The organism is Pseudoalteromonas sp. 31A1, from assembly GCF_011378815.1.
Classification (GTDB): domain Bacteria; phylum Pseudomonadota; class Gammaproteobacteria; order Enterobacterales; family Alteromonadaceae; genus Pseudoalteromonas; species Pseudoalteromonas arctica.
This window is the reverse complement of the sequence record NZ_WTKY01000012.1, coordinates 13,594-32,017: the sequence shown is the minus strand read 5'-3', so window position 1 is coordinate 32,017 and position 18,424 is coordinate 13,594. Positions and strand designations below refer to the sequence as shown.

Genomic DNA, 18,424 nt, shown 5'->3' with positions numbered 1-18,424 from the left:
TTATTGTTCAATACAATCAACGAAAGTGTAAGTTCGAAAAGGATATAAAAGCAGGAAATACTTTAAAGATAGGCTATTAGCTAAACCTATAAATAGTTTATTTATTAGTGTTTTTTAAGTAACGTTCTTGAGCTTATGAAGGGGTTAGCTTAGTATTAAAGCACTTAAGATGTACTCAAAATAGAAGTAACCTACATATGGAATTTGTTCGCCCGCTAGAGCCTATCCTCATTATTGATGATGTTAAGGAAATTCGTGATTATCTAAACCAAATTTTAACTGAGTTAGGGTTTGAAGATATATTAGAAAGTGCCGATTTTAGCTCTGCTAAGCCTATTATGGACAAAAAACCGCCAGGCGTTATATTTGTAGACGTTGATTTACCTGACTCTGACGGTACGGATATATTAGAATACATTAATAGTACCTACCCGCATACTCATGTTGTTATGTGCTCTGGCCATAATAGCCTCGAAAACGTGCAAAATACGTGGGAAATGGGTGCTAAAGGCTTCATTGCTAAACCATTTAATACAAAAAAAGTAGATACCGTAATGAAGCGTCTTGAAATAATAGAATAATAATAAGGTTAACATGCAAAGTACTGTTACTGCGATTATAGAAGATCTTTCGAGTGTTATATTTGGTAAACAGCAACAAATAAAACTGGCACTTACTTGCTTATTTAGTGAGGGACATTTACTCATTGAAGATTTGCCAGGTATGGGAAAAACTACCCTTTCTCATGCATTGTCGGCTGTGCTAGGTTTATCGTATCAACGCATACAATTTACCAGTGATCTTCTCCCCGCTGATATTTTGGGTACTAATGTATTTAATTCTAATGAGCATAGCTTTACGTTTCATAAAGGCCCTATATTTAGCCAAGTAGTTTTAGCTGATGAAATAAACCGCGCAGGGCCTAAAACACAAAGTGCGTTGCTTGAAGCAATGGAAGAGCAACAAGTAACAATAGATGGAAAAAAATATACGCTGCCAAATCCATTTTTTGTGATAGCAACACAAAATCCGCTTTATCAATCGGGTACTTACCCGTTACCCGAGTCACAATTAGACCGTTTTTTAATGCGTATAAGCTTGGGGTTTCCTCCTAAAGAGGCCGAAAAACGCTTAATTTTGAATATGCAAAAACGAGATTATAGCCAATTACCGCAGCGGATTAACAAACAAGAACTTGCTGAAATTCAATCCAAAATAAGCAAAATCACACTAAGTAGTCCAGTGGTTGACTACATTATTGAACTAGTTAATTACACTCGTACGAGCAATGCGTTTGCAGCATCGCTATCACCGCGTGCAAGTATGGCTTTGGCTAAAGCAGCTAAGTCATGGGCTTTTATTGATGGCCGTGATTTTGTAATGCCAGAAGATGTTCAAGCCGTATTTGCAAGTGTGTGCCAACATCGATTAGGTTTACATAATGAATCGGGTGAATCACAGGTAAACGATATTTTAAAAAACGTTTTAGTTCCGGTATAAATTTTTATGCCAAAAACAACGGTTAAGCGCCCTTCTTTATTTAAGTCATTTAAAGTCAGTTTATTTAATAAGTTATTAAAAAATAAACATTTAAAAAACTCAATTACGCTTGAGCATAGAACAATTTATGTATTGCCGTCATCCCTTGGCTGGTACTTTGTTATTGTGGCTATTTTAAACTTTGTGATGGGTATTAATTATCAAAATAATTTAATTTTAATAATGTCCTACCTTATGTTTGTGGTAATAATTATTGCTGTGCTAATGGGTTACAGCAACGCCAAAGGTTTAACGGTTAAATTTAAAGATGCGTTTAATAGTTACTCACCTCAAAAGCCAAGCATTCGATTTGAATTGCAAAGCCCCTCAGTTACCCAATCTATTAATTTAACGTATCAAGGTAGTGAACAAACTCAACAACATACTGATGAAGTGGATAGTAAAACGCAGCTACTCACACTTAACTTACCTTATAGCTCACGCGGTAAATATGCAGTACAACGCATTAAAATTGCGAGTAACTATCCGTTTGGTTTAATTACTGTTTGGAGCTACATTCAATTACAAACAGATGTTTTTGTATACCCGTCGCTTGAACAAGTACTTAGTGATACACATACCTCAATGCTTGACGAACAAGCTGATAAAGGGATATTAAAAGAATCGGGTAGCGAAGAGTTTGAGTTGTTAATCCCACATTTACCTGAGATGGGTTTACAAAGAATATCATGGAAGCATTACGCTAAAACACAACAACTATTTGTCAAAGAGTTTGCAGATTTTAAAACCGCGAATGCCCTATTCGATTTTACATTGATGAATGGGGATACAGAACAACGTTTAAGCCAATTATGCTTTTTAATATGTGAAGCAACCGAGCAAAACACGCCTTTTATGTTAAAGCTACCTGGTAAAACAATAAATACTAATACCGGACAGCAGCATAAGCAGCAATGCTTAGAGTTATTATGTTCATTTAATGGTGGTGTGTAATGGACATATTAAAAAACGAAAAAGTAATAAATTACTCACTGTGTTTTATATATGCATGTTTGATTGTATTTTTTATAGCGCATTTACCGTTGGTTTTTGTAGGCGTACTTGCACTTATTTGTGCATGGAATTTTTTCATAACACTGAGTAATAAACCAAAGCCAAATGGGTGGCTTGCAAACATACTCGCTGGTGCGTCGCTTGGTTTAATGCTCTACACCGTAGGTATGTCCGATACGGTTATTTTATTTGTAGCCATGTTACTGCTTGCTAGTTTATTTAAGCTGCTGCAGGCTAAAACCAAAAAGCATTATCATGTAATTACAACGCTTACATTTTTTTCACTCTCATCGGTATATTTATTTAACCAAAGTATTTTAACGACTTTAACTGTAAGTAGTTTATATATATTAAATTTTGCAGTACTTGGTCTACTTGAGTCAAAACATAATTTAAAAATAGCCTCAAAGCAAAGTGGTAAGTTACTGCTTTTAGCGCTTCCATTAGCTATATTTTTACTACTTTTTTTACCAAAAATGCCCGCGTTTTGGCAACTCCCTGGGCCAAAACTTGCAAAAACGGGGCTTTCTGAACAAGTCGATCCATTCGATATTGCAAAGCTTTCTAATTCAGATGAGCTGGTGTTTAGAGCTAAATTTAATGAAAGAAAACCTGTAGCCCCCTATTACTGGCGAGCAATAGTGCATGATGAATTTAATGGCAATGCATGGCTAACGTCTGACTTTTTAAAATATAATAATTTAAAAACTAATATTGAGAGTACAAATGACGAGCAACTTATTGCAAGCTACTCAATTATTACTGAGCCCGCTACGCAAAAATGGCTCTATGGTTTAGCGTATTCAAGCAGCAGCTCACAAAATATTGAAGGTAATTCACTCGGTTTATTACGAAAAAAAAGCCGCCAAGCTAAAAGCTTACAATATGATGTAAACAGCTTTAGTTTTTCAGATTTACCACTTGGACAATTTGAAGAAAAACGCTACAAATATCTAGCTCATAAAGAGAATGTAAAAACATCATCACTTGCTAAAAACCTAAAGAAAAATACACACTCTGACCGTGAATTTTATAATAGCCTATTGCAATACTTTGTAAATAAAGGATTTACTTACACGCTAACCCCTACACCTATGAGTGGTGATAATACGATTGATCAATTTTTATTTGATAATAAACGAGGCTTTTGCGGCCATTACGCGAGTGCTGCGGCTTATATTTTCAGAACGGCTGGTATACCCGCTCGATTAGTCAGTGGCTATTTAGGTGGTGAACTAAACCAAGGAAATAATACGCTCACCGTTCGCCAGTACGATGCGCATGCATGGGTAGAAGTGTATTTAAAAAACGAAGGTTGGGTTATTTTTGATGCAACGGCTGTTGTTGCACCAGAGCGCTTAAATGGTTCACTTTCACAAAACGAAGAACTAAATACAGAGTTTAAAAGTAATCTAGATTTTGGATTAGTGAGCTTAAGTAATTTTCCGGGTATTAATTGGTTAAGGCTAGAACTCGAGAATTTAGATTATCAATGGTCTAGCTGGGTACTTGGCTTTGATGAAGAAAAACAAAATGATTTTTTAAAATCTATTTTTGGTAGTAAAAACATTTGGCTTGTTCCATTAATGGTATTACTCACTGCAGGTTTTTGTTTTGTTGGTTACTTTGTTTATTTAAACTTACCAAAGCGCCCAACTAAATTAGCGCCTATGGTAAAAGAGTTTAATCAAATACAAGCATGGGCAAAAAAACAGAAGTTTAATACGTCCGAGCATTCAACACCCAGCCAAAAATTACAGCTATATGCTGATCAAAAACCTCAATCTGCTCAATCAATAAACACTTTTAGCCAATTATTTAACCAAGTACGCTATGGTAAAAAACCTTTTACTAAAGAGCGTAAAACTCAGGCTAAAGATCTGATAAAATTAATTAAAATTTCCAAATGAGAATACTATGAATGCTGTTGTTATAGGCGTTATTTTAATGCTCGGGCTATCTTTGGCCCGCGTTAACGTCATTGTAGCTATGATTATAAGTGCTTTAGTTGCGGGTTTAACCGCAGGCCTGGGTATAAAAGAAAGTGTTGATGCATTTAATTCTGGCCTTTCTGCCGGAGCTGAAATTGCACTAAGTTATGCCATGCTCGGTGCTTTTGCTGTTGCTATTTCTAAGTCGGGTTTAACACGCATTCTCGCTGATAAGTTACTTGCTAAAGTAAATGCTAAAGGCAGCGGGAATGAAACATTTTTAAGTTACTTCATTTTATTAATTATTTTAGGTTGTGCGATTTCTTCGCAAAACTTAGTACCTGTACACATAGCGTTTATTCCTATTTTAATCCCGCCGTTACTCGTGGTTTTTAATCAGTTAAGGTTAGACAGGCGTGCTATAGCGTGTATTTTAACATTTGGATTAGCAACTTCTTACATGGTGCTGCCTTATGGTTTTGGGGGAATTTACTTATATTCTATTTTGCATAAAAACCTAGTTGATAACGGCCTAGACATTGTAAATACACAAGTCCCTATGGCGATGATAATTCCTGCATTAGGTATGTTTATTGGATTACTTATTGCGGTATTTATTACCTACAAAAAACGTCGCGAATACACAGAGCTCCCATTAACAACTCAGAGTAAATCGGCTGAGGTAGAAAACCCTAAAAAAGTAATGATTGTAGGGCTATGTGCGGTACTTGCCTCACTTGTTGCACAAAACCTAAGTGGCTCAATGATTTTAGGCGGTTTAGTAGGTGTAATGATATTTAGTGTATTTGGTGTAGTTAAGTGGGAAGAAAACGGCGACGTATTTAGTAAAGGCGTTGCGATGATGGCGATGATTGGTTTTATTATGATATCGGCACAAGGCTTTGCATCGGTTATGCAGGCCACTGGCGACGTAGCGAGCTTAGTACACAGCACAGCCGCACTTTTTGATGGTAATAAACCTTTGGCCGCCGGTGTTATTTTGTTAGTCGGGTTATTAATTACAATGGGAATTGGTAGCTCGTTTTCAACAGTGCCTATTATTGCAACTTTGTTTGTTCCTTTGTGTTTAGACCTCGGGTTTTCTGTTATGGCAACCGCTGCACTTGTTGGTACTGCGGGCGCTTTAGGTGATGCAGGCTCCCCTGCTTCAGACTCAACGCTTGGACCAACATCAGGTTTAAATGCCGATGGCCAGCACGACCATATTAGAGACTCTGTTATTCCAACGTTTATTCACTTTAACATTCCACTGCTGATATTTGGCTGGATTGCAGCAATGGTGCTTTAAGTAGTATGTATGCATATAAGTATTCGTAAATTTAATTAAAAGCTAAATGTAACTAAAAAGGTATGTTTAAAGCATACCTTTTTTGCTTCTAACAACTCTTATCCCTATCAATTTCTCTTTTATTTTGATTAGTTTATTAGTAAATATTAACTGAGGTGTTGAGATTACATTTAATAAATATTTAGTATGAAGTGTTCTTTATGGTTTTTTATATAAGCACCAATTAAGGTGCTTATATAATGTTACTCTACCGCGTCTTTAAAGCTCTAAATTACTCAAAACCATAAATCATTTTATCGCATACTACCGGTGTTGGTCTGTGATTATCATCGACAGCAACAAACGTAAAGCTACCACTAATGGCAGAGTGCTTATCATCTCTGTGCATAGTTTCTAATAGTATATCTACATCAACTTTTAAGCTGGTGTTACCTACATGGACTACTTTAGCAATTAACTCTGCAAAAGTACCTGCTGGTATCGCTTCTTTAAAATCAACTCTATCGGAAGATATGGTAACCAAAGGCTTACGGCAAAAACGAGTCGCTGCTATAAATGCCACTTCATCCATCCACGCCAGTGCATCACCACCAAATAAAGTATTGTGATGATTAGTACGCCCAGGAAACACGGTCTTAGTTACCGATGTAGTTGAGTCTTCAATACGCTGAGCAATTATTGCATCGCGATTTACGTCAGTCATAATCTCTACTTTTTGTTTGCTAATGTATCTTGCATTAGTAATGCAGGATCGAGGCGTTCGCCTTTCCAGTTAAAACGCCAATCTAGGTGAGGACCCGTTACACGCCCTGTTGCACCAATTTCAGCCACTTTGTTACCTTGCTCAATTTTGTCACCCACTTTTACATCAAGCTTACTTAAGTGAATGTAAGTTGAGGTAATGCCATGGCCATGATCAATAATTAATGTACCGCCTGAGTAGTATAAATCAGGTTCAGCAAATACCACGGTACCACTAATAGGCGCGTAAACAGGAGAGCCTGTTTTATTAGCAATGTCTAAGCCAAAGTGCGGACGACGAGGCTCGCCATTAAAATAACGTTGGCTGCCATAAACACCCGATATACGCCCTTCTGCAGGCTTTAACACAGGGTCTAAAAAGTACAGTAAATCAGAGTCTACTTCTCTCGCTTTACGAACAGCAACTGCTTCGCGGCTTATACGTGCACTGACTTCTTTTGCCGGTGAAACATACTTCTTAGCCACGCCGGTAATTTTATCAATTTCATATTCACGCTTAGTTATGGCTAGCGGCTGAGAATGCGATTTACCCGTGTTATCTACCCATTTTAAAGTATGAGTCGTTTCAGCGTCACGCCCAAAACCAAATACAAAGTCACCATTTGGCGAAAGTTTTAAGCTTTTGCCATCTAAGCTTACTGAATTAGCGTTTTCTAGCTTTCCAGTAACTAAACCGCCTTGTGTTAAATGCCCTTTTAACTCAAGCGCCATAGCACTAAAGCTAGCAGAGGCAACAAGCGCTGTTGCTAAAAATGTTTTAAACATAACTAATCGATCCTTTTCCAACACCTTCATAAGCGGTCACTTTCACTGCTTTTTCTGGGTATTGGGCTTTAATTTGACCAGCTACATGTTCAGCAATACATTCTACGGTTGTATCTACTGGTAAAATGTCGCAACGAGATTCGCTAATAGCCATTTCAAAATAGCCTTGTGCCGATGTATAGGCAAAACATACGTCATCAGCTTTAGCTGTAATGTGTTTTAAATCACTGCCGCTAATTTGATCTTCACTGGTGGCTAAGTAAATATCTTCCCACTTTTGAGACCATTCTTTTTGCAAGCGCGGCATAGAAATACCATCTAAACTAATACCAATTTGAGAACGATGCCCGTGAACAATGCGTTGGCAATTACCGTCATGCTTTTTAAGACCATGGCTGTAATGATAGTAAAAGCTTTGGCTGTGTTCAGGCTTAAGAGACAGCTCAATTTTTTCAATGTTATCTGGGAGTTTTGGTAAAATAGTCGCAATTAAAAATTCAGTAACCGATTCAACCGTTACTTCGTCTGCGTTAATCATACAATAAGCTTGATGAGGGGCGCTCATAGCTAAGTGGTTGTTTTCACCAAATGTACAGTCGAGTGTTTTATGCTCGTCAAATTCAGATACGGTGCCATTAAGGCCCGTAGGAATTGCTAATCGGTGATCAATACACTCATCTATAATGCCTTTAATTTGCTTTTTAACTAAACCAAAGTCTAAAACCATAGACTCTTCGTTAAGTTTACCGTGCAAAGTTAAATCAACAATCCAGCTCTCGCCAACGGCGCCGCGTTTGTTACATAAGTAAGAAAAATCAATCACAGTTAGTGAGTTAACAAAAAGGATCATAAACTTCCTTTAGACTGGTTATAAGACAGCGCTAATTATAATGATTTCTGATTGTAATTGCGCGGTTTTATAGTGCAAAAACCAATCGCGTTGATTGATTGGTGATTTAATATGCAATATTTTGATTTTTTAACTGCTCCGAGTTGTTTAGCGTACAAGTGTACGCTAAAGTACTTGGCAATTTCTAAGCGAAGATAAGTGTTATGGAACCTAAAAATAGCTATACAAAAGAAGATTTGATCCTTTGTGGTCAAGGTGAAATGTTTGGTGAAGGCAACTGCCGTTTACCAAGTGACAACATGTTAATGATGGATCGCATTACTTCTATAACTGCTGATGGCGGAATACACGGTAAAGGCGAAATTGTTGCTGAGCTTGATATTGACCCTAGCCTTTGGTTTTTCGATTGTCATTTTAAAGGCGACCCAGTAATGCCAGGTTGTTTAGGCCTAGATGCTATGTGGCAACTAGTTGGCTTTTACTTAGGTTGGTCTGGTGGCCCAGGTCTTGGCCGTGCTCTGGGTGTGGGTGAAGTTAAATTTACTGGCCAAATTTTACCTACTAATAAAAAAGTAACTTATCGCCTTGTAATGAAACGCGTAATTAAACGTAAATTGTTTATGGGCGTTGCTGATGGCACTGTAGAAGTAGATGGCCGAGTAATCTACGAAGCAAAAGATTTAAAAGTGGGCTTATTTCAAGACACTAGCGCGTTTTAATTACTTAAACTGAATCCTTAAAAATTTAGTTTTAAAAGTTAACGCACAAACAAAAAGGCCTCCACATTGGAGGCCTTTTTGCTTAAATTCGATTATTGATTTTAGGTTTTGTACATGTTGCGGTTTTCAATCGCCTCACGCCACCCTCCTAACCACTCTGATTTGGGATCTACTTGTTGATAAGGGCATAGCTCTTTTGAGCGACCTGCTAAACCTGCTTTAAAACCTTGAGAATGAGCTCTTTCTAAACGATCTCTTTTCTGTCTCTTCATCGGTAATATCCTCACCTTTTTATTTATATATTGTGTAGCATTAGTGAAATCTACATTTAATGAATAGTTAATAAAAATGTAAAATTCAAATCGTAAAAGCAATTAAATTGTTTGACTTTAACTAAGCTGCTGATGCAAAAATGAATTAACATTTAAAAAAGTAAGTGGTCATACAACATTTAATTTGACCGGTTTTATGCTAAATAAAATGCGACTCAATAATCGCTAAAATGTACTTAAGTACATAATTTACGACCTGTGCATTTTTACTAAGTTCCAAACAAAAATGTAATCGTGACACTTTTATTTCAGTTATTTTTACTCACCCTATTTGCATTCTTTTTAAACAATTTAATATAATGCTTGATTATTTAAAGTCGATCGGTCTAATATATAGTTATGAACAAAAATACATCAACACCAATACGACGTGGTCGCCCACCTAAAATAGCCAGAGAGAACGCCGACACTAAAGCGTTACTTATTCGCACGGGCCTAGAAACTCTAACCGAATTTGGTTTTAGCGCCACGGGGCTCGATACTATTTTAAAAAAAGCGGCTGTACCCAAAGGCTCTTTTTATCATTACTTTAAAAGTAAAGAAGCCTACGGCATTGCGTTAGTTGATGCATACGACAATTACTTTATTGCCAAACTTACCCATTACTTACAGCAAGAAGATGTTCCCCCACTTGAGCGAATCGTTAATTTTACCCAAAGCGCCATTAAAGGGATGAAAAAATACGATTACAAACGTGGCTGTTTAGTCGGTAACTTAAACCAAGAACTTAACCATTTAAGTGAAGAATTTAAAACCAGATTAATGCAAAGCTACACCGCATGGCAAAACCATGTAGAAGTTTGCTTAAATCAAGCTAAGCAACAAGGCACTATTGCAAGCCATGTAAACACACAATTAATGAGTGAGTACTTTTGGATTGGTTGGGAAGGTGCTGTTATGCGCGCCAAGCTCACTAAATCAAATACCCCACTTACTTTGTATACAGAAATGTTTTTACGCGCATTATTAACCTAATGCGTTTTTATTTACCAATTAAAAGACGATCGGTCTAAAAGGATATCCCATGAGTAACCCAATTAAAGCCATTGTTATTAATAAAGAAGATAATAACTACAGCGCTTCATTATCTACTATCGAACATAGTGATTTACCAAACGAAAATGTATCTATTGACGTGCTATACAGCACACTTAACTATAAAGATGGTTTAGCAATTACTGGTAAAGGCCCCGTCGTACGCAGTTTTCCTATGGTGCCAGGTATTGATTTAGTGGGTACGGTTACACATTCCACCAGCGATGAATTTAAAGATGGCGATAACGTAATATTAAATGGCTTTGGTGTAGGCGAAAAACATTGGGGCGGGCTTGCTCAAAAAGCAGCGCTTAGTTGCGATTGGCTAATCCCCCTACCTACTGGCATTTCACCTAAACAAGCTATGCAAATTGGTACGGCCGGTTATACCGCCATGCTAAGTGTGATAGCGCTTGAAAAACAAGGCATTACTCCAGAGTCTGGCGAAATACTGGTAACCGGTGCTAATGGTGGCGTGGGTAGCTTTGCTATTTATTTACTAAACCAACTTGGCTATAACGTAACGGCGGCAACAGGTCGATTAGATCAAAGTGAATATTTAAAAGAGCTTGGTGCTTCACACGTAATTGACCGAAACGAGCTTTCAAACCCAGGTAAGCCTTTGCAAAAAGAGCGTTTTGCAGCGGCAATAGATTCGGTAGGCAGCCATACACTAGCAAATATTTGTGCATCATTAAAATACGGTGGTGTAGTAACAGCCTGCGGACTTGCACAAGGTATGGATTTACCAGGATCAGTTGCGCCATTTATATTACGTGGCATATCGTTAATGGGGATTGATAGCGTAATGCGCCCTAAAGCCGACAGAATTGAAGCATGGGATCGTTTAGCTAAATTAGTAAGCGCTGATTATTTAGATAAAATTTCGACAGAAATCACGCTTGATCAAGTAATTGATAACGCAGAGCAACTTATGGAAGGTAAAATTCGTGGTCGTGTTGTAGTTAATTGCCAAAGTTAATTAAATAAAAATAAGCCACATAGTAATATGTGGCTTAAAAGTTTAATTAGGCACCGAATGCAGCTAATTTTTCAGCTAATTCTGTTTTAGTAATCAAACCCATTTCTTCTTGCTTTTTAAGCTTGCGAATGTTGTCAAAGTTATCTAGTTTTAAACGTGCTTTAGCTAACTTTTCTTCCATTTCTTCTTTAGATAAAACATCAAGTTTAACTGCTTTTTCTAACTTTTCTTTTTCTTGATCATATTCTTTTTGAAAAATTGCTTTTTCTTGAATTATAATTTGATCTTTTATTTTCTTTTCGATTTCAATAGCTTCATCTTCAAGCTCAATCTTTTTCTCTAAAAGAGGTTCTATTCTTGATAAAGGCTCTTGTAATGCAACTTCAACATTTTCACCTTGGTTAGCTAAAAGGTTCTCAACATATTTTTTACCAATGTCTTTGTAACCAATATTAAGCTGACCTTCGATTGAAGTGATTTCTGAACGAATCGCTGAAAGTTTTGCATTTTCTTTCGCTGAAGTAGCAATATCGCTACTTAGTTTTGATGTAGAGTCACTAATATTTGAGCCAATAGTGCTTGCTTGAGTTTTGATCTTATTAAAAAGTCCCATTTCGTAATATTCCTTAATCTTTAATACTATAAATTGGCATCATGCCGTATCTTATAAAGCTTTTTAATATTACCGATTATTTAAACACGTGTAAATTTTATCTTTCAATTCATTGTATGTGTAGATTTTAGAGTATCAAAACTTATAGATAAAACTTATAATGCAATTTGTATTTTAATAATGAGGCAACACCTATGAGCAACCAAGAACTTTTCAGTAATAACCCACTGCAAGGCGTAAAATTAGAACAAGTGGTTGAAGAGCTGGTTGAACAATACGGGTGGGAACTCCTACACGCTTATTTACAACTTAACTGCTTTAAAAATAATCCTGATGTTAAGTCTGCGGTTAAATTTTTACGTAAAACACAATGGGCACAAGAAAAAGTAGATAACTTTTACCTGTACCGTCTTAAAAACTTACCTAAGCCTGATGATGTGCAATACGAATTGCCGCCACGAGATCGCGTTATCCCAGCTGATCATAAACCTGGTGAGCCATGTGAACTTAGTTTTGTTGACGCTAAACGTATTATTGAGAAAAAAGAATCAAAGCAACGTGCTCGCGATCGTAAGCAACGTTCTAATTCAAGTAACCCTTGGGGTAACTAAAGCCACTTTGATATTGTTGTAGAGTTATTTATAAATAGCTCTACAGCTATCTCTCATTACCTTCAGTTGTTGCCCGCGCCCATATAATTCATAAGTAACTAATAAATAACTAATAGATAGATAACAATTAATATCCCCGATTTTTCCAAAAGTCTGTTTCAGTGCGTTCGGCCTCTAATGCCACATTAAATGTTTTATCAGCAATCATTTTTCCATTAAGCTCAAGGGTCATTCGCCAATCACCTAGTTTATTTTCTATTGGCAGCCAAAGTGTATCGCCTAAGTAAAAATTCCAATCACTATCTTTAACGTATACATCGCCTTCAAAAGGGTTCATAACATCACCGTTGCTGTCTGGAATATCAGGATGGTAAATACAATAATGAAGCTTTTCTCCCCTACCTTTTTTAATATTTACAATTAAGCCAAACTCAATATCTACCTCAGCTATGACACTTGTTGTAAATTGCTCTATTTGCGGCAACGCTTTACTTTCGCTATCCCACTTGGAGTAAATTCCGTGGCTTTGCAACGTCACTACAGGTTTTGTTTTAGCCATTTAGGTAGCCTTTTATATTAGCTATTTTGGCATTAGTTTAACTTTTTGAAATTTTAAAATAAAACACATTCTCATAAAGTTAAATCTCAACTTAGCTTTAATACTTTGCCTATTTACATAATTGCTAATTTGTCATCATTCTTTACACACTATTTGCACAATTGCTGATTATTGTTTCAGTAACTTAATTGATCAGGTAGGTAACAATGAAACAACACACACTTTATAGTAATAATCGAAATAGAGTAAATGCTTTAAAGCTCACTTCTCTTGCTTTAATTGTTTCATCTTTAGTTGCATGTGGTGGTGGAGAAGGCATAGCTGATAGCTCAGCAACTACAGAAAGCTCATCACAAACCACCACAGAAAATGGCACAGGTACCAGCAGTTCAACCCAAAGTGTACTTTGTGAATATAGCTACAGTGAATATAACGAGTCTGAATCAGTACAAGCCACCAGCACAGCAGATTGGTCATGCACAGGAACTACACGCGACTTAGTAGCTAATGGCATACCCGATCACGAAGTAGGTACATTCCCTAATGCTGATAACCCAAATACTATTTCTGAACAATCAGTAAATGAAAGCTACACACTTGAGCCTATAGAAACTTCACAAGCAACCATGCTTGGTGGTCCTCGTGGAATGATAGGCGTTGTACTTAATGGCATTAAAATAGACGCTGGTACAGGCGGAAGTTGTGATGATACTGGCACCGATTGCGATTTAGGCGACAACAGCGGCAACTGGAATATAGAAGCCTTAAGCCAAGACACGTTTAGTTTTGGAACAGACGACAACAATGCACACGTACAACCCGATGGCACATATCACTATCATGGTATGCCAGAAGGATTTGTAGCAATGCGAGGTGGTAATAGCACCACTATGACTTTAATAGGCTGGGCAGCAGATGGTTTTCCTATTTATGCACGTTACGGCTATTCAGACTCAAGTGATGCAACTTCAGCCCTAACCGCAATGTCCGGTAGCTACCAACACATAACAACCGTAAGCGCAAACCGCCCTTCTACCGATATATACCCATTAGGTACATTTGCACAAGATTGGGAATACGTAGCAGGCTCTGGTGATTTAGATGAATGTAATGGCCGCGTTGGTGTAACGCCTGAGTTTCCTGATGGGATATACCACTACTACGCAACAGACACTTACCCGTTTTTTCAACGCTGTGTTAAAGGCGAAGTTTAGTTAGGAGTAAGCTATGCCTTATATAAAAAGAGGTCTACTGAGTATGACTACTTTGGGTTTGTTTGTTATACCAAATTTAACAAACGCGCATTTAATGGTTGCAGATCACGGTACGCTGAATTTTGTTGATAATAACGTGTTTATTGTGCTTTCAATCCCTATGTCGGCTTTTAAAGGGGTTGATGAAGATAAGGATGGCAAAGTATCAATAGTTGAGTTTAATGCTCATAAAAAACAAATAAGTAAGCGAGTTAAAAAGAACGTTTATTTAGCAGATCATCAGTATAAATTTACTATTGACGGACTTTTGCTAAACCCAGAAGCGTCACATACACATAAAAGCAACAATATAGACCAAGTAACCATTACTGGGCGCTACTCTTTGCCCAGTAAATTAACTAAAGTTAACTTTAACGTTAAGCTATTTAGTAACAATGAGCACAAGCAGCATTATCAAATAACAGCGACTAATAAAACGCAAAAACTTACTCATCAATTTGAGCTAACACCAACGTCGCCCTTTAGTAAGGTGTTTTAATAATTAGTAATACTTACCTAATAATTAAGTGACAAAGAGCATAAGCTAAACAAACTTATGCTCTTTTTTATCTTTGTCTTTTCATCCAGCACTCTTAATTTAAGTACTTTCTATAAAGATACAAGCTTTGGATTTTTAGGAAAGTAATGCTCTTCTTGCTGCTCACATAAACTAAACTCACGGGTATTTTTGTAAGGGAGCTTCATAAAACCAGCCACCCCAACATCCGTAATATTTACCGCGTATTGCATTAGTTTATTAAGCAGGCGCTTAAACTCAACTTCTTTAGTCGAATCAAGTAATCGATAGTAATGGTGAATTTTCATTCTATCGGGCAGTGCTTCAAAAATGATGCACCCCGTATGATGGATTTGGTTCAGCTCAAATACGCACTTAATAACTTTTTTAGGTAGTTGGAGTTGCTCATCTGGGTCTTTACCATCTTCAAAGTATGAATGCGGGCGGGTTATGTCGTTTGCTTTCATACTGACTACTTCGTATTCAAGCTCTGGTAGGCTATCAAACTTAAATGCCCCTGTGCCGTCTCGTTCTAGTTGAATGGTTTTACGGGCATCAAACAAACAACACTTAAATAAACCTTTTTGATTAATAGCTTGGGCAAGCATTACCGTGTTATTAATCGCATCACTAAATGCATCACCCAATGATTCGTCATGCATAATTAAAGACGACTCAACAAACAATGAGTCATCCCTCCAATGAAAACTAAGCCCACCAACCACAGGATACTTAGCTAATCTGCTTATTGATGCTAAAAATGCTTTTTCGGTATCGCCGGTATCAAACAAAAACTCTTTATAATAGCGGTCAAGTTGAGCGTCGTTTATATCGAGTAATTGCTGGTTATGATCGGCTTGGCGTAAAAACTGTTTTCGTGAACTATATACAACTGTATCGGGCTGCTCGTCGCTGCCATACCAAAAAGGGATATCGGCTTTTTTTTGCTTTTTATCAAGCTCAGGTAAGTACGCTTTAGCCATAGTTGTAATATTACGCATAAAGTAATCGCCAGCACCATCACGTATGGCCTTACTTTTAGAAAGCATGCCATCAATTACTTTAGCCAGTTCTTTTGGGAGCCCTAAGCTGCTTGCAGGGATGGCTTGCGCACCAAAACGACACGACTGGGCCGACGCAAGCGCATATAACGTAGCAGCAACGCCTTGTTCGTCAAATCGTGGGGATGATTGCTCCCCCGACATTTGCGCTTCACCAATAAAGTACACATCGCCCATACGCGCATTAGTCGTGCTTAAATCGCCCGACATTAAATCCATAAAGTTACTTGCTACGGGGTTACCATCACTGTCTAGCTGTGCATACACAGAGCTGCCCCAATCCACTAACGACAGCGCATCAGTGTTTGCATCCCATACAAGGTTTGAAGGCTTTATATCGCCATGCACAATGGGTTGCGGGCTAATACCATTTTTATGGCTGCGTAAATCAACTAATACATTACGCAGCCTAACCGCGAGCGCCATTATTTGCGCTGCACTAAAGCGCCCTGTTTTAAGCGATACTTTTTCAAGATCCTCTCCAATGGCGCGCGCCATCATTAAAATCCCTTGTTTTTTAATTCGCTCGAATGCATAAAAGGTAGGCACTAAGGGGTTATTAATTTGCGAAAGCATATACGCTTCGTCTTCTAGGCGGTCACGTACACTTTGGGCAAGCGTAATACGCGAAAACTTAAATACCCAAGGTAAGCCGTTATCGTCATCACCTGCAAACACAAAACCAAAAGCACCTGAACCAATCATTTCAACGTTTTTGTAGCCCAGCAGTGTTAGCTGCTTAATACAAATATTAAGCCACTGGCGGTGTTTTTTAGCATCGCGGTGCGAAAGCAAATAAACAGATTGCTCTTCGTTGATATAAAAGTTGCGGATTTCTTTGGCTTTCAATACAGGTACTCAAACTTATAAAACTAACCAATTATTAGTTTTATGTAATGAGATTACAATAGGTTAAATAAGAGTTTTGAAATCGTTGAATAAAACAGCGCTAAAATAGCGCCATAGCAGTAAATTTAAGTGTAAACGTTAAAGCTCAAAGTAAGCTTTTACAATGCACTGTATATAAGTACAGTTCATTGCTTTTTGCTAACTTTTAATAACACGAAGCTGCTTAATTGATGACACAGCTATGTGCGTTTGATAATAATATTTATTAGTGGCTCTACCACGGCTCATAAAATCGATAGTTACTCGTTTAGCTTCGCCTGTTACTTCTATTGTTTTATCAATAAAAAAGGTGTCTGCTGGTTGTCCGTATTTACTTTGAAGCTCTGCTACCACATTAGGCTGTATTGATATCGTAATAGAACGCCTATCTCGATAATCAGTTTCGGTATTTAAATACAACCAACTCCCCTGAGCTCCCGCCGCTTTAATATGAAACTGGTAAGTGCCAGCAACACCCTTAGGTGCACTTTGCTCAGTTAAAGCGATAAGGTTCATATTTCCAGCCGTACTTTGGCTCATTTCAATTTTATGGGGAACAGAACTACATGCACTAAGCGTTAGCACACTTAGTAAGGCTAGATATTTCAAGACACAATTTCCTTGTTTTTTACACCAATTCGCATAATTAAGTAATCTATTTTGAGACAAGAAAATCGTGTTGATAACAAAGCAAAAATTTCGTTATTGAGTTGTTCTATATCAAAAATTTTTAATGCAGTTAGCGATTTAATCCCTTAAATTGATTAACTATTATTGAGAATTGGTATTATGCATTATTAAAAATATGTAGCGTTAATGATACCACTTTATGCAGCCATGTTTCTATAATCAATCCAAACAATTAGTTAGCGGGTATTAAGGTGCATTGCGCTGAGAAGGAGCTGTTTTAAAGCTTTTTAGCAAACTTTGTGGGTCAACCACCTCGGTATGCTCTTTAGCAGCCTGCGCCCACCATATTAGTTGGCTAAACGTGCGTGAGAAATAATTAAACCACGATGATTGACTCTCTCCTGCAACAGGTTTGCCATCCTCACTAAACACATCTTGCGCTTTTGGCACGTGGATCATCGCCGATACCGGCAAACAGCCAAGTTCAGATAAAAAAGTACGCATGCTAATGGCAGCTCTTACGCCACCCCACTGTCCTGCTGAGTAAGTTACTATTGCACTTGGTTTATACGAAAATAGTGAGCTACCAAAATGATTAAGTAAGTCAGCGAGGGCTGGACTCATGCTGTGATTGTACTCAGGGCTAATCATTATATATCCATCTGCGGCTTTAATTTTATCAGCTAATAGAGTGAGTTCTGTAGGTGCATTACTTTTAGCGTATGCAAAGTGTGGTTTAAATACGTTTTCGCTAGGAAAGTCCAACGTATCAATTAGCTCAAACTCATGATCGCCAAAATGCTCTGTTAAGCATTCTATACAAGCCCTAGAAACCCTTAAGCCTAAGCGAGCTGGTTTTGGTGGTGTACTATCGCGTACCGTGCCTAAAAATACTAAAAACTTCATATGTAATTCTCAACTGTATTTGAACGATAGCTAAACACTAACATTTTTAGTTATTGTGTATTACACATACGCATTGTTTATTGATTCAAAACATAATAAAAATTAAATTTAAAACTGAAATTTAGCAACAACCTGGCCGTTAAACATA

Annotated in this window: 20 protein-coding genes; 11 read left to right on the top strand and 9 right to left on the bottom strand. The window is 37.4% G+C overall.

Going from position 1 to position 18,424, the window contains the following annotated elements:
- Positions 1–197 precede the first annotated feature (197 nt).
- From GQR52_RS12125 to GQR52_RS12105, 5 genes are read left to right on the top strand one after another with little or no spacing between them, the layout of a single operon-like run.
- Positions 198–581, top strand: coding sequence for a response regulator (locus tag GQR52_RS12125; protein ID WP_165728620.1), 384 nt, complete (start codon positions 198–200; stop codon positions 579–581).
- 13 nt (positions 582–594) lie between these two features.
- Entirely contained in the window at positions 595–1,500 is a 906-nt protein-coding gene (locus tag GQR52_RS12120) for a MoxR family ATPase (RefSeq protein ID WP_165728619.1), read from the top strand.
- A gap of 6 nt (positions 1,501–1,506) precedes the next feature.
- Positions 1,507–2,493, top strand: coding sequence for a DUF58 domain-containing protein (locus GQR52_RS12115; protein ID WP_165728618.1), 987 nt, complete (start codon positions 1,507–1,509; stop codon positions 2,491–2,493).
- The gene (locus GQR52_RS12110; RefSeq protein ID WP_165728617.1) at positions 2,493–4,463 is read left to right on the top strand and encodes a DUF3488 and transglutaminase-like domain-containing protein; all 1,971 of its coding nucleotides are present in this window, start codon (positions 2,493–2,495) and stop codon (positions 4,461–4,463) included. The genes GQR52_RS12115 and GQR52_RS12110 overlap by 1 nt, the downstream gene beginning before the upstream one ends.
- A gap of 7 nt (positions 4,464–4,470) precedes the next feature.
- Positions 4,471–5,793: a Na+/H+ antiporter family protein gene (locus GQR52_RS12105; RefSeq protein ID WP_010552808.1), complete on the top strand. Its 1,323-nt coding sequence runs from the start codon at positions 4,471–4,473 to the stop codon at positions 5,791–5,793.
- A 271-nt stretch (positions 5,794–6,064) separates the two neighbouring features.
- Here the strand turns inward: GQR52_RS12105 and GQR52_RS12100 are convergent, their stop codons facing one another.
- The 3 genes from GQR52_RS12100 to GQR52_RS12090 are packed head-to-tail and all read right to left on the bottom strand — an operon-like array spanning position 6,065 to position 8,170.
- Positions 6,065–6,496, bottom strand: a complete 432-nt coding sequence (locus GQR52_RS12100; protein ID WP_010552809.1) for an acyl-CoA thioesterase — start codon at positions 6,494–6,496, stop codon at positions 6,065–6,067.
- A 5-nt stretch (positions 6,497–6,501) separates the two neighbouring features.
- Positions 6,502–7,320, bottom strand: a complete 819-nt coding sequence (locus tag GQR52_RS12095; RefSeq protein WP_165728616.1) for a M23 family metallopeptidase — start codon at positions 7,318–7,320, stop codon at positions 6,502–6,504.
- Positions 7,313–8,170, bottom strand: a complete 858-nt coding sequence (locus GQR52_RS12090) for a 6-carboxytetrahydropterin synthase (protein WP_165728615.1) — start codon at positions 8,168–8,170, stop codon at positions 7,313–7,315. Before GQR52_RS12090 ends, GQR52_RS12095 begins: the two co-directional genes overlap by 8 nt.
- 203 nt (positions 8,171–8,373) lie before the next feature.
- Between GQR52_RS12090 and fabA the strand changes: the two genes are divergently transcribed.
- Positions 8,374–8,889 carry a bifunctional 3-hydroxydecanoyl-ACP dehydratase/trans-2-decenoyl-ACP isomerase gene (gene fabA / locus GQR52_RS12085; RefSeq protein WP_007582756.1) on the top strand — a complete coding sequence of 172 codons (516 nt, stop codon included), beginning with the start codon at positions 8,374–8,376 and terminating at the stop codon, positions 8,887–8,889.
- Positions 8,890–8,990: 101 nt separating this feature from the next.
- On the opposite strand, the gene rmf is transcribed toward fabA, so the two are convergent.
- Entirely contained in the window at positions 8,991–9,161 is a 171-nt protein-coding gene (rmf, locus tag GQR52_RS12080) for a ribosome modulation factor (RefSeq protein WP_002960897.1), read from the bottom strand.
- 399 nt (positions 9,162–9,560) lie between these two features.
- On the opposite strand from rmf, the gene GQR52_RS12075 reads away from it, so the two are divergent.
- Together GQR52_RS12075 and GQR52_RS12070 are read left to right on the top strand one after the other, a co-directional pair.
- Positions 9,561–10,196: a TetR/AcrR family transcriptional regulator gene (locus GQR52_RS12075; protein WP_165728614.1), complete on the top strand. Its 636-nt coding sequence runs from the start codon at positions 9,561–9,563 to the stop codon at positions 10,194–10,196.
- 49 nt (positions 10,197–10,245) lie between these two features.
- Positions 10,246–11,238, top strand: a complete 993-nt coding sequence (locus GQR52_RS12070; RefSeq protein WP_165728613.1) for an MDR family oxidoreductase — start codon at positions 10,246–10,248, stop codon at positions 11,236–11,238.
- 46 nt (positions 11,239–11,284) lie between these two features.
- Here GQR52_RS12070 and GQR52_RS12065 read toward each other — a convergent pair whose 3' ends face one another.
- Positions 11,285–11,851, bottom strand: a complete 567-nt coding sequence (locus GQR52_RS12065) for a hypothetical protein (RefSeq protein WP_024593630.1) — start codon at positions 11,849–11,851, stop codon at positions 11,285–11,287.
- A gap of 194 nt (positions 11,852–12,045) precedes the next feature.
- Here GQR52_RS12065 and GQR52_RS12060 point away from each other — a divergent pair, with 194 nt between their 5' ends.
- Entirely contained in the window at positions 12,046–12,462 is a 417-nt protein-coding gene (locus GQR52_RS12060; RefSeq protein WP_008169409.1) for a VF530 family protein, read from the top strand.
- Positions 12,463–12,589: 127 nt separating this feature from the next.
- On the opposite strand, the gene GQR52_RS12055 is transcribed toward GQR52_RS12060, so the two are convergent.
- Entirely contained in the window at positions 12,590–13,021 is a 432-nt protein-coding gene (locus GQR52_RS12055) for a DUF3859 domain-containing protein (protein ID WP_165728612.1), read from the bottom strand.
- Between the two features lie 206 nt (positions 13,022–13,227).
- On the opposite strand from GQR52_RS12055, the gene GQR52_RS12050 reads away from it, so the two are divergent.
- Both GQR52_RS12050 and GQR52_RS12045 read left to right on the top strand, forming a co-directional pair.
- Positions 13,228–14,235, top strand: a complete 1,008-nt coding sequence (locus GQR52_RS12050) for a YHYH protein (RefSeq protein ID WP_165728611.1) — start codon at positions 13,228–13,230, stop codon at positions 14,233–14,235.
- A 13-nt stretch (positions 14,236–14,248) separates the two neighbouring features.
- Positions 14,249–14,773 carry a hypothetical protein gene (locus tag GQR52_RS12045; protein WP_165728610.1) on the top strand — a complete coding sequence of 175 codons (525 nt, stop codon included), beginning with the start codon at positions 14,249–14,251 and terminating at the stop codon, positions 14,771–14,773.
- Between the two features lie 110 nt (positions 14,774–14,883).
- Here GQR52_RS12045 and GQR52_RS12040 read toward each other — a convergent pair whose 3' ends face one another.
- From GQR52_RS12040 to GQR52_RS12030, 3 genes are all read right to left on the bottom strand, one after another.
- Positions 14,884–16,701, bottom strand: a complete 1,818-nt coding sequence (locus tag GQR52_RS12040) for a serine/threonine protein kinase (protein ID WP_165728609.1) — start codon at positions 16,699–16,701, stop codon at positions 14,884–14,886.
- 198 nt (positions 16,702–16,899) lie between these two features.
- On the bottom strand, positions 16,900–17,349 hold the full coding sequence (locus GQR52_RS12035; RefSeq protein ID WP_165728608.1) for a hypothetical protein: 450 nt from the start codon (positions 17,347–17,349) through the stop codon (positions 16,900–16,902).
- A 267-nt stretch (positions 17,350–17,616) separates the two neighbouring features.
- Entirely contained in the window at positions 17,617–18,276 is a 660-nt protein-coding gene (locus GQR52_RS12030; protein WP_165728607.1) for an NAD(P)H-dependent oxidoreductase, read from the bottom strand.
- Positions 18,277–18,424 lie beyond the last annotated feature (148 nt).

What these genes read in the sequence shown, in the direction of transcription:
- GQR52_RS12075 (WP_165728614.1), top strand. Translation starts at nt 9,561, where the DNA reads ATGAACAAAAATACATCAACACCAATACGACGTGGTCGCCCACCTAAA.
- GQR52_RS12100 (WP_010552809.1), bottom strand. Translation starts at nt 6,496, where the DNA reads ATGACTGACGTAAATCGCGATGCAATAATTGCTCAGCGTATTGAAGAC.
- GQR52_RS12045 (WP_165728610.1), top strand. Translation starts at nt 14,249, where the DNA reads ATGCCTTATATAAAAAGAGGTCTACTGAGTATGACTACTTTGGGTTTG.
- rmf (WP_002960897.1), bottom strand. Translation starts at nt 9,161, where the DNA reads ATGAAGAGACAGAAAAGAGATCGTTTAGAAAGAGCTCATTCTCAAGGT.
- GQR52_RS12050 (WP_165728611.1), top strand. Translation starts at nt 13,228, where the DNA reads ATGAAACAACACACACTTTATAGTAATAATCGAAATAGAGTAAATGCT.
- fabA (WP_007582756.1), top strand. Translation starts at nt 8,374, where the DNA reads ATGGAACCTAAAAATAGCTATACAAAAGAAGATTTGATCCTTTGTGGT.
- GQR52_RS12055 (WP_165728612.1), bottom strand. Translation starts at nt 13,021, where the DNA reads ATGGCTAAAACAAAACCTGTAGTGACGTTGCAAAGCCACGGAATTTAC.
- GQR52_RS12070 (WP_165728613.1), top strand. Translation starts at nt 10,246, where the DNA reads ATGAGTAACCCAATTAAAGCCATTGTTATTAATAAAGAAGATAATAAC.
- GQR52_RS12105 (WP_010552808.1), top strand. Translation starts at nt 4,471, where the DNA reads ATGAATGCTGTTGTTATAGGCGTTATTTTAATGCTCGGGCTATCTTTG.
- GQR52_RS12030 (WP_165728607.1), bottom strand. Translation starts at nt 18,276, where the DNA reads ATGAAGTTTTTAGTATTTTTAGGCACGGTACGCGATAGTACACCACCA.
- GQR52_RS12060 (WP_008169409.1), top strand. Translation starts at nt 12,046, where the DNA reads ATGAGCAACCAAGAACTTTTCAGTAATAACCCACTGCAAGGCGTAAAA.
- GQR52_RS12065 (WP_024593630.1), bottom strand. Translation starts at nt 11,851, where the DNA reads ATGGGACTTTTTAATAAGATCAAAACTCAAGCAAGCACTATTGGCTCA.
- GQR52_RS12110 (WP_165728617.1), top strand. Translation starts at nt 2,493, where the DNA reads ATGGACATATTAAAAAACGAAAAAGTAATAAATTACTCACTGTGTTTT.
- GQR52_RS12095 (WP_165728616.1), bottom strand. Translation starts at nt 7,320, where the DNA reads ATGTTTAAAACATTTTTAGCAACAGCGCTTGTTGCCTCTGCTAGCTTT.
- GQR52_RS12090 (WP_165728615.1), bottom strand. Translation starts at nt 8,170, where the DNA reads ATGATCCTTTTTGTTAACTCACTAACTGTGATTGATTTTTCTTACTTA.
- GQR52_RS12120 (WP_165728619.1), top strand. Translation starts at nt 595, where the DNA reads ATGCAAAGTACTGTTACTGCGATTATAGAAGATCTTTCGAGTGTTATA.
- GQR52_RS12115 (WP_165728618.1), top strand. Translation starts at nt 1,507, where the DNA reads ATGCCAAAAACAACGGTTAAGCGCCCTTCTTTATTTAAGTCATTTAAA.
- GQR52_RS12125 (WP_165728620.1), top strand. Translation starts at nt 198, where the DNA reads ATGGAATTTGTTCGCCCGCTAGAGCCTATCCTCATTATTGATGATGTT.